Below are 16,091 nucleotides of genomic sequence, written 5' to 3' on the forward strand. Positions count from 1 at the left end.
ATGTTTATATAAGTACTAATGTTTGAATTGGGAGGGGAAATTGTGGGGGAAGCGAATTTTGTTAAAACGATTTGCGGTTATTGCGGTACAGGCTGCGGCTTAGTTCTTGAAGTCAAAGATAATCGAATCATGAAAATACGCGGAGATAAAGATGCACCGGTTAATAAAGGTCAAACCTGTGTGAAAGGCGCATTTGCTTATGAGTATGTTCATTCGAAAAATAGATTAATCAACCCGCTCATTCGAAAAGCTGGGCAATTAGTTGAAACAACATGGGATGAAGCGTACCAATTTATTGCTGATAAATTGTCTGGCATTCGTGATACATGGGGGGCAAATGCGATATCGATGTTTGCCTGTGCCAGGACAACGAATGAGTCGAATTACATTACACAAAAGTTTATGAGAACAGTGATAGGAAGTAACAATATCGACGGATGTAACCGAACCTGACATGCACCGAGTGTTGCCGGTCTGGCAACTGTTTTTGGAAGCGGTTTCCCAACGAATACGTTAGAGGATTTTGATAGAGCTGAAGTATTGCTGCTAATGGGATCAAATACAACAGAAGCACATCCGATTATTGCAAACCGAATTAAGAAAGCAATCAAGAATGGTCTTAAAGTAATTGTTATAGATCCAAGAAAGATTGATATGGTTAAATTTGCTCACCGTCATTTGCAAATCAATGTAGGAACGGATATTGCACTAATCAATGCTTTCCTTCGAGTAATTATTAAAGAAAACTTATATAATGAAGAATTTATAAAGCAATTTACAATTGATTTTGAATCTTTAAAGAAGCATGTTGACCTATACACACCTGAATACGCGGCTTCCATTACAGGTTTAGATGCAGAAGATATTGTAACGACAGCAAGGGAATATGCGGGTTCAAACGGTTCGATGATTGCTTATACACTAGGAATTACAGAGCATCATTGTGGTGTAAATAATGTATTTGATATAGCAAATCTGGCACTTTTAACAGGCAATATCGGTAAGCAGGGGACAGGTATTATGCCGTTACGCGGCCAAAATAATGTTCAAGGTGCAGGTGATATGGGATGTCTGCCAAACCAATTGGCAGGTGCTATGAGTTTAGTTAATGATGGGTATCGTGAACGTTATGAGAAAGAATGGAATGTTACACTAAATCCTAATGTAGGTGATACACAAACGAGAACCTTTGACAGACTAGAAAATGGCGAATTAAAAGCACTCTATATCATAGGTGAAAATCCATTGCTTGCAGATGTTCATATGAACCATACGAAAGAGCTGATGAAAAAGCTTGATTTGTTAATCGTGCAGGATATTTTCTTAACTGAAACCGCCAAGATGGCCGATGTCGTTCTTCCTGCCTGTTCATGGGGAGAGGTGGATGGAACCTACACCAATACGGACAGAAGAATTCAACGAGTCCGAAAGGCAGTTGAGCCTGGGATATATGTTAAAGAAGATTGGGTAATTTTGTGTGAGCTTTCCACGATTATGGGATATCCCATGAATTATTCAAACAGTGAAGAAATCTGGAATGAAGTGAGAAAACTTGCTTGGGAGATGTATGGCGGTATTTCTTATGAAAGACTTGAGAAAGAATACAGTATCCATTATCCATGTCCAACTGAGGACCATCCAGGTACATTTGTTATGCATGAAAGGTTTCACAATCAAGAGACTATAGCTAAAAAATCACCTTTTGTTCCAGTTGATTTCACACCTCCCTTGGAGCTTCCTGATCAAGAGTTTCCATTTACCTTAACAACTGGAAGGCGTTATGAGTCCTATAACACACATTCACAAACTCGCTACTATGCAGCTGGAGTTAAAGTGAAACAGACTGAAGAAACAGTTGATATCCATCCAGACGATGCACAAGCACTTGGGATTACTGACGGTGAAATGGTTCAGGTCAGGTCTCGAAGAGGAGAGCTCAAGGTTAAAGCGAAAATCACAGAACAAGTCGTTCCAGGACTAGTGTTTATGAGCTTCCATTGGAGTGAAACTCCAACCAATGTATTAACCTTAAATGAATATGATCCTATATCAGGAACCGCAGAGTATAAAGCATGTGCGGTAGCGATTTCTAAGGTATAAAAGGAAAGCACGGGATAATGATGTCCCGTGCTTTTTGCTTTTGGTTTGGGTTTCAGAATACAAGATTCACTAGAAATACTATTGTAATATACTTAATAAAGGTGTAAACCAATTAACATCTCCCTGTTCTTTGTTTTCGGACAATCCATGTTAAGATGAAGACAAGTTAGCTTCGAGAGAAGACAGGAGGTACACACAAATGAATAAGTTTAAAACATTCATTGCAGTTGCTGCTCTTTCTGTAACTGTAGGTGCTAATGTATTGGCGGCTGAGTTTGTTGAAGGAAACGAGGAGCCAAAAGAGGAGAAAACAAAATTAGTTAATAATGAAATAGTTTTAAAACCTTTAGATATTAAGAAGGAGCAGCCTACAGTAGTACAGGTTGTTCAAAAGGAAGAAAACTACACTGTAAAACCAAATGATACATTATCGGACATCGCTGATTCTAATAATGTATCTATTGAAAATATAAAAGAGTGGAATGACTTAAAGGGTGATATCATTCATCCTGGTGAAGAGTTGATTATGGACGTCAGTGATCGTACGGCAAATGAAACTGAAATACTTGCAGATAATGAAATTATTTTAGCAGAAAAGTCGGAAGCTTCTAATGAGGGACAAGCTGTTGAAACACCTAGTCCGGTTATTCAAGAAGAGCCTGTATCACAAGAACCTGTTTCGGTTGAAAGTCAAGAAGAAACTAAGGAAATTACCGTAACGGCTACTGCTTACACAGCATCTTGTGAAGGATGTTCAGGGATCACTGCAACAGGAGTTAATATAAAAGATAATCCAGATAAAAAGGTCATTTCGGTTGATCCATCTGTCATTCCGTTAGGAACCGAAGTATATGTTGAAGGTTATGGCTATGCAGTTGCAGCAGATACAGGCGGAGCAATTAAAGGAAATAAAATTGATGTATTTATCCCAGATAAACAAGACGCAATTAACTGGGGAAAACAACAAGTAGAAGTCAAAATATTAAACTAAAGGCTGCCTATAAGGTGGCTTTTTCTTTTGCTTATTATTTAAAGTGAAAATGAAGGACAAAACTGGTGAAGTCTAAATGAGATTAGTCCTTCATTGGCATGATGAAGGACAAAACTGGAGAAGCCTATGCGAGATTAGTCCTTCATCAGCATGATGAAGGACAAAACTGAAGATGCCTATAAGAGATTAGTCCTTCATCGACATGATGAAGGACAAAACTGGAGAAGTCTATATAAGATTAGTCCTTCATCGACATGATGAAGGACAAAACCGAAGAAGTCTAGAGGAGATTAGTCCTTCATCGACATGATGAAGGACTAAACTGGAGAAGTCTATATAAGATTAGTCCTTCATCGACATGATGAAGGACAAAACTGGAGAAGTCTAAATGAGATTAGTCCTTCATCGGCATGATGAAGGACTAATCTGCAATGTTGATTACCCAGCTTGCTTTACCAACTGTTTTACTTCTGTAGTTTTACGTTGATAGTAAAAATAATTAAGTGCAAAGGCAATTACATAGAAACCAATGAAGAAATAGAAGGCAGTTACATATGAACCTGTTGTATCAACGGACCATCCAAAAAGTTTAGGAATTAAGAATGAACCGTAGGCTGCAAATGCTGCAGAGAAACCAATAACAGGTGCAGCTTCTTTTGGAATAAAAATCGTAGGGATCATTTGGAACGTTGATCCAGAACCAATACCAGATGCAAGGAATAGTACAAGGAATGCACCCAAGAAACCAGCAAATTGGTTAAGATTTAAAAAGTAAATAACTCCTAAAGCGCCAATTGTCATTACTACAAATACATATGCTGTTACTTTTGCACCACCCAATTTATCTGCGAGCCAACCGCCAACAGGTCTTGCAGCTGCTGCTACAAGCGCACCAAGGAAGGCAAGTGAGATGTATTCAGGGAACTGTGATTTCAATAAAAGCGGGAAAGCAGCTGAATAGCCAATAAATGAACCGAATGTTGCAATATAAAGTACTGTCATAATCCAAGTGTGTTTACGTTTAACGATAACAAATTGATCTGCCACAGATTGCTTAGCACCTGGAACATTATCCATTTTTAAGTAAGCAAGTAATGTCATAATCACTATAGGGATAACCCAGATGAATGCAGCATTTTGTAACCATATTTGTTGACCGTTTGCTAAAACTTGACCTTTACCAGCAAAAGCGAAAGCTCCTGTTGTAACGATTAATGGTGTGACAAATTGTACCACAGAAACACCCATGTTTCCTAAACCGCCGTTAATACCTAAAGCAGTCCCTTTTTCTTTTTTCGGAAAGAAAAAGCTAATATTTGCTGAAGAGGAAGAGAAGTTACCTCCACCAAGACCACAAAGTGCTGCTAACAATAACATAATTGAAAATGGTGTATCAGGATTTTGTACCGCGAATCCAATACCGATAGCAGGAATTGCTAACACGCCTGTTGAAATAACTGTCCAGTTTTTACCGCCGATTGAACCGACTGCAAAAGTATAAACAAAGCGAAGGGTTGCTCCGACAAGTCCCGGAATCGCGGCTAATGTGAATAATTGTTCATCTGTAAAGGCAAACCCAATATCATTTAATCTAATTGCAACTACAGACCAAATCTGCCAAACAATAAATGCCAGCATTAATGATGGTACAGAAATCCATAGATTACGCTTAGCATGTTTTTTTCCTTCTGCATTCCAAAACTTTTCATCCTCAGGATTCCAATAATTTATTCGTGCCATTTTTATCTCTCCCCTAAATTCACATTTATTTTTCTAAGTGGATATTGTTTGTGTTTTCACTATAAAACAGATGGTAACATGATTTTTGTGACGTACGTCACAAAATTAGTGAAGGAAATGTGAACTTGAGATAAAAGACAAAAAGTTGTCAAAAGTTACTCCGAGAAAGCTTTTTTAGGAAAAAAAATAGACCCTCCGGAGAAGGTCATAGTCTATCATTTCTTTTCATCATCGACTTCATGAAACATGGCAACATAGTTCTTTGTATCGCCGCTGTCATCGCGGATGGCTGTAATTGTTAACCATTCTCGATAAATTTCTTGGTTTTTACGTTTGTTCCATATGAATCCTTCCCAATAGCCAGCATTTATCAAGTTATCCCACATTTTCTTGTAAAACTCATTATCGTGTTCTCCAGATTGGAGTACACTTGGTGTTTTTCCAATCACTTCATCCTTAGTGTATCCGGTAATTTTGGTAAAGGCGGGATTGACACTCTGGATAATTCCATTTTTATCGGTAACAGTTATTCCATCCGTAGCATGATTGACAATTTTGGCTGAAATATCCTGTTTCTCACGGAAGTAAAGCCAGACGACTAGAATAGAACTAGCTAATGAAAACTCAGAAAGTGACATGAAGCCAATTGCGTAGTGCCCAGTCCAATTATAGAGAATGGTCAAGATGATTGGAGGAAAAAAGCCTCCAAGACCACCCATTGCAGAGACAATACCATTCACAATCCCTGCTTGTTTTGAAAAATATAAAGGTACCAATTTAAATATAGTACCATTCCCGAGTCCTGCACAAATCGCCACGAATAAACAGCCAAATGAATAAATGGGCAGGGAAGGAGTAAAAGCCAATAGAAAACCTGCGAAAGTCAGACCTGTGAAAACACCCATTAAAATAAAAAATGGATTTAATTTATCCCCAAGCCAGCCGCCTACTGGACGAAATACGGTAGCTAAAGCAATAAATCCGGCTGTCCGTAAACCAGCATCCACTTTTTCTAAATCAAAATGATTGACTAAGAAAGAAGGCAAGTAGATCGTGAAGGCAACAAACGACCCAAATGTAATGAAATAGAATAAACTTAAAAACCAAAGCTTTTCATTTTTATAAACTTCTTTAATTTGATTTGTTAAGGAGTTGTTAACTTTCCTCTCATTCTTATCACCGAAGAGAAAATTTAATACAGCAAAGACTAAAACAACAACAAGGAAGATTTGTATGGTCGTTCTCCAGCCAAATGCATTTGCTAGTACCGGTGAAGCGAAGGAAGTAATTGCTGTCCCAATATTACCAGCACCATAAATTCCATTAATAAATCCATGTTTTTCTTTTGGGTAATATTTAGGAAGTGAAGTGACACCGATAGAAAAAACGGCTCCGCCAATACCGAGCATTAATCCACCCAAAATTAACATGAATAAAGAGTTTGCAATACTTAGAATCCCAATCGGCAGTAATAAAATTGCAAAACTAATCGTAAAAATGGTTCTAGCTCCAAATCGATTTGTCCAATATCCAATTGGAACTCTAAGTAATGACCCAAGGATTACAGGTACTGCGGTGGCTAAGGAAATTTGAGTTGATGATAGCTTGATATCTGCTTGAATGTAAGGCATGAGTGAAGAAATAAGTACCCAAACCATAAATCCAGCTACAAGGCTTGTAGTTTGAAGATATAACTGTTTTGCTCCTTGTGACATTCCAATCCCCCTTCACTTTCATTACGAGTAGTATTTCCATAAAACTGTTATACAATCTAATAAATTTATACAAATAAGCCATTGGTAAATTTTTCTTATTGTATTATAGTACAAATTTCATCATTTAACAGTGAGGTATGACACAAAATCTACAAATATAGCATTATTTCTAAAAAAAATGGAAAGTATGCCCTCATTCAGGTATTATCATATTAATTTAACCTATTATCATTCTTGTGTGTATGCAAAATACAATTCCGATAACCAAGGGTAAAATCAGTATAGTTAGGAGGAAAGTTATGAAATTTCAGGAAATAGAATCATTTGATGAACAGCATGCATTTATAAATGTTCTTTCACAACAATTTTTCTCAAGAGCTCACCAGGTTGATATCGAGGGAAGTTTTCCTTATGAAAATATTCAAGACCTAAAGGATACAGGTTATACCTCCTTAACGGTTCCTAGGAAGTATGGGGGAAGAGAAATATCATTATTTGACATGCTTCGTTTTCAAGAGAAAATTGCAGAGGGAGATGGTGCCACTGCGTTATCTATCGGCTGGCATATGGGGATTATTAAGAACCTCACTGAAAAGAGTTCTTGGGATGAGAGCACCTTTAAAATGCTCTGTGAAGACGTAAAAAAAAGGTTCATTAATTAATAGTGCTGCAACGGAGCCAAAAACAGGCAGTCCTACACGAGGGGGAAAGCCTGAAACGACAGCTCATAAAGAGGGAGAGAATTGGATAATAAATGGCAGGAAAACATTTACTACTATGGCACCTGTACTAGATTATTTTATTGTAAGCGCATCTCTAAAAGGTACAAATCAAGTAGGGAATTTCCTAATCCCTAGATCCTCCAAAGGAATTTTTATTGAAGAAACATGGGATAGTATTGCCTTAAGAGGAACGGGAAGTCATGATTTAATTCTTAAGAATGTATCGGTGCCTGAAGAGTTCTTTGTAGAGCAAATAGGAAATGAGGGAAAGAAACCGAGTGGCTGGCTTCTTCATATACCCGCCTGTTACCTTGGAATTGCAAAAGCGGCAAAGAAATATGCCATTAAATTTGCTTTAGAATACTCTCCAAATAGTGTTGAAGGTACAATTATTGACCTCCCAAACGTACGACAAAAAATAGGGGAAATAGAATTAAAATTGATGGAGTCTGAGTATTTCTTACATTCTGCTGCAAAGCAATGGGATGATTCTGACGAGGAATCCAGGGGTAAAATGGGGCCTATCTTGGGTGCAGTCAAACTAAATGTTACAAATAATGCTATTGCAGTAGTGGATTTAGCGATGAGATTAGTAGGTGCAAGGAGTCTATCACTAAAGAATCCTCTGCAGCGTTACTATCGAGATGTAAGAGCGGGGCTGCACAATCCTCCAATGGACGATATGACTATCCAAGTCTTAGCAAACCAAGCTATTAAAGACATCCAAGATTTTTAAAAACCAGCATAAAAGTTGTTATTAATGGCACAATCTTTGATTAAATTTTACTCTCCTTGAACACCTTAACATATAAGGGGTGAAGAAAATGCCAAGAGGAAAGGAATTAAGCCAGCTGCCTAAGTCGAACACCACTATAGACGTAGGAACAAATACAAAAGAAGTCCTTAAAAAGGGTTTTGATCAGCAGATAAAGCCACAGCCTAATGAAGTGGATAAAGAAAATGAGGACATGATATAGCGGTAAATTTCATGTCATAAATAGATACCTCCACCTTAAAATCATAAGGTGGAGGTTCTTTTATTCTTCAATTAATTCCCCAATTTCAACGATACTGCGTTCCTCCAGAGGACCTCTTAGGTGTACTGTCGCGGTTCTTCCATCTTCGTTTAATTGATCAATCCAGACAGAAGCTCCATTATATTTAACTTCAATATCTGCAGAAGAAGAAAGAATTTGTTTGACACGATTCACGTTCATTAATTTCACTCCTAATAAAATAGTCTTTTTATTTTTACCTACATGTAATTTTTCATTCGTATATCTTGAAACCGTTTTCTTCTATTAATAATAGTTCTAAAAGAATAGCTTGTTTTATATCCTGTAAAAGATAAGACTAAAATCATATTGCGCGAGGTAATTATCCGGTTTATGATTACTTAGAAAAAGATTCCTAAAAATATTTGAAACTTAATGGGCTTCCTGTCGTCTTATATAAAAGAAGTTCTAATCAGCATAGAACGGTCAGAATAATGAATTTTGATTTTTCCAAAGAAATGGACCAAGCTATATAGAATGTTATGTTCCTAGCTGAAAATAGTGAAAAATGACGAAAAAAATTGGTTATTAATGGTAATGGTTTTGTTTTTATTTTTATTAATATGTGATATAGTAATTGGGGTTCGTTTACCGAAGTTATTGGTAAGTGAGAGGAGAATTATAATGGTAAAGAATAGACTGCACAATATAAAAAATGGCTCAATTGCTTTCTTTGCAATTGCCGTTGTTTTATTTTGGCTAAAAACATATGCAGCGTATCAAATTGAATTTACACTTGGCATTGATAATAACCTACAAAAATTTCTATTATTTATTAACCCTTTAAGTTCAGCATTATTCTTTTTTGGATTAGCTTTACTTTTCAAGAAGCGCATGAAAGTGATTATTATTATTACGAATTTTATTTTGTCCTTCTTATTGTACGCAAATATTGCCTACTACAGATTCTTTAGTGATTTTATTACTGTTCCAGTTTTGATGTCGACCAAAACAAATGCAGGACAATTGGGGGATAGTGCCCTTTCATTAATGTCTCCATTTGATTTCTTGTACTTCTTAGATTTCTTTATTCTAATTGCACTAGCTCTAACTGTATTCAAGAAGGTAACGGTTGAAAACAGAAAGACTTTTAAAGTGGTTCTATTGTTTGCGGTCACTGTATTTCTGTTCAATCTTGGATTGGCAGAAAAAGATCGTCCGCAGCTGCTAAGCCGTTCATTTGATAGAAATTACTTAGTTAAATATTTAGGTGCTTATAACTTTACCATCTATGATGTAATTCAGAATATCAAATCTTCAGGTCAAAGAGCACTTGCTGACAGCAGTGATATTACGGATGTCGAAAACTACCGTAAAGCTAATTTTGCTGCACCAAATCCTGAGTACTTCGGCAAAGCTAAAGGGATGAATGTGATTTATATTGCGATGGAATCGCTCCAAAGTTTTGCAATTGATTATAAAATGCCAGATGGTCAGGAAGTAACACCGTTCTTAAATTCCTTAGTACATGGAAACGGTGCCTTTTATTTTGAAAACTTCTTTCATCAAACAGGTCAAGGGAAGACATCTGACGCAGAGTTCCTGATGGAAAATGGTTTATATCCAATGGCTCAAGGTGCTGTTTTCGTCAATAAAGCGCAAAACACATACCATGCAATGCCTGCTATACTAAAAGGTAATGGCTACTACTCCGCATCGTTCCATGGAAACTATAAGACGTTTTGGAACCGAAACGTTATGTATAAGGCTTTAGGTTATGATCAATTTTTTGACGCGGAATATTACGATATGACAGAAGAAAATACAAAAAACTATGGTTTAAAAGATAAGCCATTCTTTACTGAATCAATGCCTTTGCTAAAGAGTCTGCCACAGCCGTTCTATACGAAGTTTCTAACACTCTCTAACCATTTCCCATTTGAAATGGACCCAGAGGACACAGAGTTTCCTGCCGGTGATACTGGGGATAAAGTAGTCGACCAATACTTTCAAGCGGCACATTATATGGATGAAGCGATTGAACAATTCTTTAATGACCTAAAAGCTTCAGGTTTATACGATAATACAGTTATTGTGATGTACGGGGACCATTATGGTATTTCTGAAAATCACAATGAGGCAATGGCGAAGGTTCTTGGTGTGGAAGAAATCACTCCAACACTTAATGTCGGTCTGCAGCGTGTTCCTTTATTTATTCATGTTCCTGGTGTAAAAGGTGGAATCCAGCAGCAATTTGGAGGTCAGGCAGATGTTCGTTCAACTATACTTCACTTATTAGGTATTGATACAAAAGACTATCTGGAACTTGGATCTGATCTATTATCTAAGGATCACCGTAATTGGGCTTTATTTAGAAATGGGGATTTTGTCTCTCCTGAAATTGTTCAGGTAAAAGGCAAATGCTACAGTAATGTAACGGGTGAATTACTCGAAGGTACAGATGCATGTAAGGATATTGCCGAAAAAGCAGCGACAGAGCTTCAAATGTCGGATGAAATCGTCTATAAGGACCTTTTACGATTCTACCAGCCAGAGGGATATACACCTATTGACCCTAATGACTTTGAATATTTAGCTCCAAAAGTGAAGAAAGAGCCTAATGAAACAAACGAAGTAAAGGACGAAGAAGGAATAAATCCTACAGTCGGTACCGAAGGTATGAGTGAAGATGAAACGGATGGTATAAATGAGGATGAAATTGTAAATGAGTAATAAATGATTTAAAAATAATAAAGAAAGGAGCTTTCGTTGCTAACGAAAGCTCCTTTCTTTATCGTATAGGCAGCTGACAAGGAGGGGTACTAAGTACGAAGTAAACCACAGGAGAGTAAAATTTGTGCAGAGTTTTCCATAATTCTATTTAAATAAGAATTAATTATTGGAACGATTAATGTAAATTGAAGATCCCAATAAATAAAATATTGAGCATTCGAGAATTTCTAATAGTAATCTATTGTACTAATCAGTTAAAAGACTGTCATCTCTGGCAACTTTTTGCGTTTTGAATTTAGGTTATTTTCAAAAAAATAAATAATACAGAATAGTCACGATTATTATTATTACATAATGATTTATAATTTTATATAGATTTAGGTTAAAACACATTGTCCGAAAAGCAGTAACAAATTTAAAGGATACGATTCATAAAATTCAAAAAATTATAATTTCTAATTGACATAATTGAGTAGTCGGTTTAGAATAAAGTCAATTCATAAACGCGTGTTCACGGAAGCAGGGGGATAAATGAAAAGAACCAAAATGAATAGCACACAAATTGCTCAACTGGCTGGTGTATCTAGAAGCACGGTAAGTAGAGTGATTAACAATTATCCGAGTGTCCCACCAGAAACAAGGGAAAGGGTAATGAAAGTCATCAAGGAATACAATTATTTTCCAGACATGTCTGCGCAAGTTCTTGCGGGGAAAAATATGAGGACCATTGGACTCTTCATCATTGATAAAGGAAGCGTTTCCAGTGACCCAACAAGTAATTTGCTTATTAGTAGTGTCATAGAAGCCGCTTCAGCCCATGATTACTATGTTTTAACAAATATAATTCGCGACAATAGGTCCCCTAAAAGTATTGAACGTGTAAAAGAGGTTTTTTACCAAAATAGAATTAATGCAGGTATTTTTATGGGTACAGATAATCACGAACCATTCATTGAAGAACTGATTGCCGAAGGATTTATAATCGGAATCGTCGACCAGGATTTACCTGGGCGCGATGAACCAAATCGGATTGTCTATAGCTTTGACAATAAAAATGGTGCTGTGAAGGCGATTGATTATTTGGTCAGCCTAAACCACCGAAAGATTGGCATCATTAATGGAGATTTAAAAAGACATGCTGGCTCTGCTAGATACGAAGGCTTTCTAAATTCGATGAAATCTCATGGTTTGCCGATTAGAAAAGAGTGGGTCTTACAATCTGACTTTAGTAGAATCGATGGCTATAATACCATGAATAATTTTCTGAAAACAAAGGTTGATTTACCTACCGCATTCTTTGCTGGAAATGATAGTATCGCTTTTGGAGCAATTCAGGCACTTAATGAAAAAAACATTAATGTTCCATCCGACATTTCCATTATTGGAATCGATGACCACGTGCTCAGTAGTTTATTTAATCCACCATTAACGACTTTTAAAGCTGATTTTAGTTATATGATGCAAAGTTTAACGAATGATCTGATAAAAACAATTGAACATCCAAATTACAGGGCGATTAAACTCACAATGGGATCGGAATTGATTGTTAGAGAATCCTGTCTTCCGATTTAATCATTATACCTATTTTTTTTTGTTACTATTGTTTGAATATTTAAAATGTATGCGTTTACCTATATATGGAGTGGGCTATCTGAATATAGGTAAATTACTATTGCTTTTTGTGAACGCGTGTTTATAAGAAAAAATTAAAAAACATGAAGGGGGTGATTTCCGCAGTAATAGAGTATGTATCCTCATCATTGTCTACTATACAGCGGAGTAATTTCATTTGAATTAGGGGGTTTTGTTGTGAAGAAAATCATGTCAATGAGTTTAATCTCGGTACTTGTTATTATATTGGTCCTTTCAGGTTGTTCAAATTCTAATTCCTCATCTTCAACCACATCTAACTCCAAAGAATTTACATATTGGTATCCTTGGGGGGGAGATTCTGAGAAATGGGATAAAGAGAGAATTGCAGATTATGAAAAAGAAGAAGGAATGAAGGTTAATGCCGTATACGTTCCTGATGGTATTACAAACGGTAAGCTTTTATCTGCCATTTCTGGAGGAAACCCGCCAGACTTAGTATTAGGGGATGGAAATGATTATCAACTTGCTTATAGTCTTGCAGCTCAAGGTGCTTTAGAACCTCTTGATAAATACTTAGAAAAAGCAGGTTTTGATGAGAATACTGTTTTAGAGGGTTTTCATGATGTAATGAAACAGCCGGATGGAAAAACATATATTCTTCCACAGGATTCAAATGTTAACTTGCTTTATTATAATGTCGACATGTTTGAAGCAGCTGGGTTGGATCCGGATAATCCTCCAAAGACGATTGAAGAACTAGATAAAGCTGCTGAAGCGTTAACGAAATTAAAGGATGATGGATCTTTTGATACATTAGGTTTTATTCCATGGATTGATGCTGGTGAGGATCCGTATACATGGCCATGGGCATTTGGTGCTGACATGTTTGACACAGAAGCCAATAAAGTTACATTGAATGAGGAACCTATGATCGAATCACTAAAATGGATGGATAGTTACGCTGTTAAATATAATCCAGAAAAAATTAAGAGTTTTACATCCGGATTCGGTGGTGCATTTTCTCCAGATCACCCATTCATGACTGGAAAAGTAGCAATGACGGTTAACGGAAACTGGTTTGCGAACGCACTTAAAATCTACTCGCCAGATACGAAATATAAAGTAGCACCTATTCCTAGCCCTCCAGGAGGAAGAGAAAATGCAACAGTCTTTGGAACAAACGTATTCTTTGTTCCAAAAGGAGCAAAAAACCCACAAGCTGCAATCAACTTTGCTTTGTATGGAAACCAAGATAAAGTTTTAGCTGGAAACATTAATATTTGGCGATCCATCTCTATCTGGAAAGAGAAATCAGATGCGATTAAATGGGACAATGACTCCGTTTATGAAACCGTGTTAAATGTTGCCGCATCACCTAATTCAGGACACCCTGCACTAACATCTGTAGCTGGTGAAATGGGAGATGAACTAACGAGTATTCGTGATGCTGTGATCTATAATCATGAAGACCCAGCAAAGCTTCTTCAAAAATCTCAGGATAAATTGAAAGAAACTCTTGAAAAAAAATAAAGTATGGCAGCCGGATTTTGCTTTTGGCAAGATCCGGGGGCTTTTAAAAGTTTAGGAGGGAGATATATATGAAAATGACACTCCCAGCTGAGGAGCCAAAACATCAAAGACACATTATTCCCAGACAAAAACAAGCTAAAATCCATCAAAGTATGAATAAAAACATGGGTAGGTTTTTCATCTACTTGATTTTGATTCTATTTTCTTTAGCATTTATTCTGCCTTTTCTCTGGCTCATATCTGGCTCTTTAAAGAGTAGTTCGGAGCTTTTTGCTAATCCACCTATCTGGATACCAGAAGTATTGAATTGGTCGAATTTTAAAGAAGCATTCTCGGCATTTCCGTTCTGGTTATACTTAAAGAACACGCTTATCATTGTGGTTTTCTCATGTATTGGTGCTGTACTCTCTAATTCATTGATTGCCTATGGATTTTCTAAAATTGATTGGAAGTATCGAGATGCGGTTTTTATTGTCGTTTTAGCAACATTAATGATGCCTTTTCAAGTCATTATGATTCCATTATTCCTCCAATTTAAAGAAATTGGATGGATTGGAACTTACTATCCTCTAATTGTTCCGCACTTTTTTGGAAATGCTTTCTTTATTTTCTTATTACGCCAGTTTTTCAAAGGGATACCTAAGGAACTTTCCGAAGCAGCAAAGATGGATGGAGCAAATGAATTCACCGTTTTTTGGAAAGTGATTTTACCGTTATCGAAACCCATTTTAGCAACGGTTGTAATCTTTCAGTTTATCGAAGCATACCGAGATTTCCTAGGACCTCTAATTTTCTTAAGTGATAATAAACTTTACACCCTTTCCTTAGGTGTTCAACAAATTATGTCACAAAACGATCCAAGGTGGGGTTTACTGATGGCTGTTGGTGTGGCTATGACACTGCCAATCATTATTATCTTTTTCTTCCTGCAAAGATATTTCATTGAAGGCATCACATTCACTGGGACAAAAGGATAAAGTGTTGAAGAGAAAAATAATAGTGCTGATCCCTTCATTCTAATAAGACAGGAACGTTAATAAATACTCTTTACAGGGGTGCTATTTCTATGAACATACAAAAAAGAATTTTACGGAATGGGCTGCTATTCATTTCTCCTTGGATTATAGGTTTTCTCTGTTTCACAGCCTATCCAATGGTTAGTTCTCTGTATTATTCTTTGACAGAATATAATTTAATTTCTGAACCTAACTTTATTGGATTTGATAACTATAAGCAGCTCCTTTTTGAAGATGATTTGTTTTTAACCGTGTTAGGAAACACCATGTACATGATCATTGTCGGATTAACCATTACGACAGTGGTTACAATCATGATTGCGATTCTACTAAATACTAAGAATATTAAAGGGATGTCTTTTTTTAGGATTGTTTTCTTCATCCCAACTCTTGTTCCTTTTGTTGTACTGGCCATTTTATGGATTTGGGTATTACAACCTGATTCAGGTGTAGTCAATTCGATTCTTGGCTTTTTCGGTATCGATGGACCTGGTTGGTTTTCGAGTCCGAAATGGGCGAAACCAGGGCTTATCTTAATGACAATCTGGATGTCTGGAAATATGATTTTAATTTATTTAGCGGCTCTAGGTGATATTCCTAAATCATTGTATGAAGCGGCTTCAATTGATGGTGCCAATGTGCTTAGAAAAGTCTTTCATATAACATTACCAGGATTAAGACCTGCTATTCTTTTTAATAGCATTACAGGAATGATTGGGGTATTTCAATCCTTTGCAGAGGCATTTATTATCACCGACGGAGGACCAGACAACTCTACGTTGTTTTATTCTCTCTATCTCTATCGAAATGCGTTTCAGTACTTCAATATGGGATATGCTTCTGCTCAAGCATGGATCCTCTTGATCATTGCCTTAATTATGACCATGACCTTTTTCAAACTTTCGAAAAGATGGGGGTTTGAGGATTAATTTTTTATTAGTAGTAAATGTGAACAA

General features: G+C 36.6%; 10 protein-coding genes and 3 pseudogenes. 10 read left to right on the forward strand and 3 right to left on the reverse strand.

Features of this window, described 5'->3' with window-relative positions; all coding sequences use genetic code 11:
* Window positions 1–18 precede the first annotated feature (18 nt).
* The 3 genes and pseudogenes from H0184_RS28075 to H0184_RS09225 all read left to right on the forward strand — a co-directional run.
* A pseudogene (locus H0184_RS28075) lies at window positions 19–204 on the forward strand (hypothetical protein); the annotation flags it as partial.
* Window positions 181–2,100 (forward strand): formate dehydrogenase subunit alpha, encoded by a 1,920-nt coding sequence (gene fdhF, locus H0184_RS28080; RefSeq protein ID WP_396953590.1) that lies wholly within the window; start codon window positions 181–183, stop codon window positions 2,098–2,100. The pseudogene H0184_RS28075 and the gene fdhF, both read left to right, overlap by 24 nt.
* A 199-nt stretch (window positions 2,101–2,299) precedes the next feature.
* Entirely contained in the window at window positions 2,300–3,091 is a 792-nt protein-coding gene (locus H0184_RS09225; RefSeq protein ID WP_221823673.1) for a 3D domain-containing protein, read from the forward strand.
* Window positions 3,092–3,529: 438 nt separating this feature from the next.
* Here H0184_RS09225 and H0184_RS09230 read toward each other — a convergent pair whose 3' ends face one another.
* On the reverse strand, window positions 3,530–4,831 hold the full coding sequence (locus H0184_RS09230; protein WP_221823675.1) for an MFS transporter: 1,302 nt from the start codon (window positions 4,829–4,831) through the stop codon (window positions 3,530–3,532).
* 215 nt (window positions 4,832–5,046) lie between these two features.
* The gene (locus H0184_RS09235; RefSeq protein WP_221823677.1) at window positions 5,047–6,546 is read right to left on the reverse strand and encodes a NarK/NasA family nitrate transporter; all 1,500 of its coding nucleotides are present in this window, start codon (window positions 6,544–6,546) and stop codon (window positions 5,047–5,049) included.
* A 299-nt stretch (window positions 6,547–6,845) separates the two neighbouring features.
* Here H0184_RS09235 and H0184_RS09240 point away from each other — a divergent pair.
* Window positions 6,846–8,004, forward strand: a pseudogene (locus H0184_RS09240) (acyl-CoA dehydrogenase family protein).
* An 88-nt stretch (window positions 8,005–8,092) separates the two neighbouring features.
* Window positions 8,093–8,245 carry a hypothetical protein gene (locus H0184_RS09245; protein ID WP_221823679.1) on the forward strand — a complete coding sequence of 51 codons (153 nt, stop codon included), beginning with the start codon at window positions 8,093–8,095 and terminating at the stop codon, window positions 8,243–8,245.
* 60 nt (window positions 8,246–8,305) lie between these two features.
* Here the strand turns inward: H0184_RS09245 and H0184_RS09250 are convergent, their stop codons facing one another.
* Window positions 8,306–8,485 carry an H-type small acid-soluble spore protein gene (locus H0184_RS09250; RefSeq protein ID WP_221823681.1) on the reverse strand — a complete coding sequence of 60 codons (180 nt, stop codon included), beginning with the start codon at window positions 8,483–8,485 and terminating at the stop codon, window positions 8,306–8,308.
* A gap of 462 nt (window positions 8,486–8,947) precedes the next feature.
* Here H0184_RS09250 and ltaS point away from each other — a divergent pair.
* The 5 genes and pseudogenes from ltaS to H0184_RS09275 form a co-directional block, all read left to right on the forward strand.
* A pseudogene (ltaS, locus tag H0184_RS09255) lies at window positions 8,948–10,912 on the forward strand (lipoteichoic acid synthase); the annotation flags it as partial.
* 615 nt (window positions 10,913–11,527) lie between these two features.
* Window positions 11,528–12,568 carry a LacI family DNA-binding transcriptional regulator gene (locus tag H0184_RS09260; protein ID WP_221823686.1) on the forward strand — a complete coding sequence of 347 codons (1,041 nt, stop codon included), beginning with the start codon at window positions 11,528–11,530 and terminating at the stop codon, window positions 12,566–12,568.
* 237 nt (window positions 12,569–12,805) lie between these two features.
* Window positions 12,806–14,119, forward strand: coding sequence for an ABC transporter substrate-binding protein (locus tag H0184_RS09265; protein ID WP_313771737.1), 1,314 nt, complete (start codon window positions 12,806–12,808; stop codon window positions 14,117–14,119).
* 68 nt (window positions 14,120–14,187) lie between these two features.
* On the forward strand, window positions 14,188–15,096 hold the full coding sequence (locus tag H0184_RS09270) for a carbohydrate ABC transporter permease (protein WP_260631510.1): 909 nt from the start codon (window positions 14,188–14,190) through the stop codon (window positions 15,094–15,096).
* 89 nt (window positions 15,097–15,185) lie between these two features.
* The gene (locus H0184_RS09275) at window positions 15,186–16,064 is read left to right on the forward strand and encodes a carbohydrate ABC transporter permease (RefSeq protein WP_221823688.1); all 879 of its coding nucleotides are present in this window, start codon (window positions 15,186–15,188) and stop codon (window positions 16,062–16,064) included.
* The last annotated feature ends 27 nt before the right edge of the window (window positions 16,065–16,091 follow it).

It is taken from the genome of Neobacillus niacini (genome assembly GCF_019749295.1).
GTDB lineage: Bacteria > Bacillota > Bacilli > Bacillales > Cytobacillaceae > Neobacillus > Neobacillus niacini_D.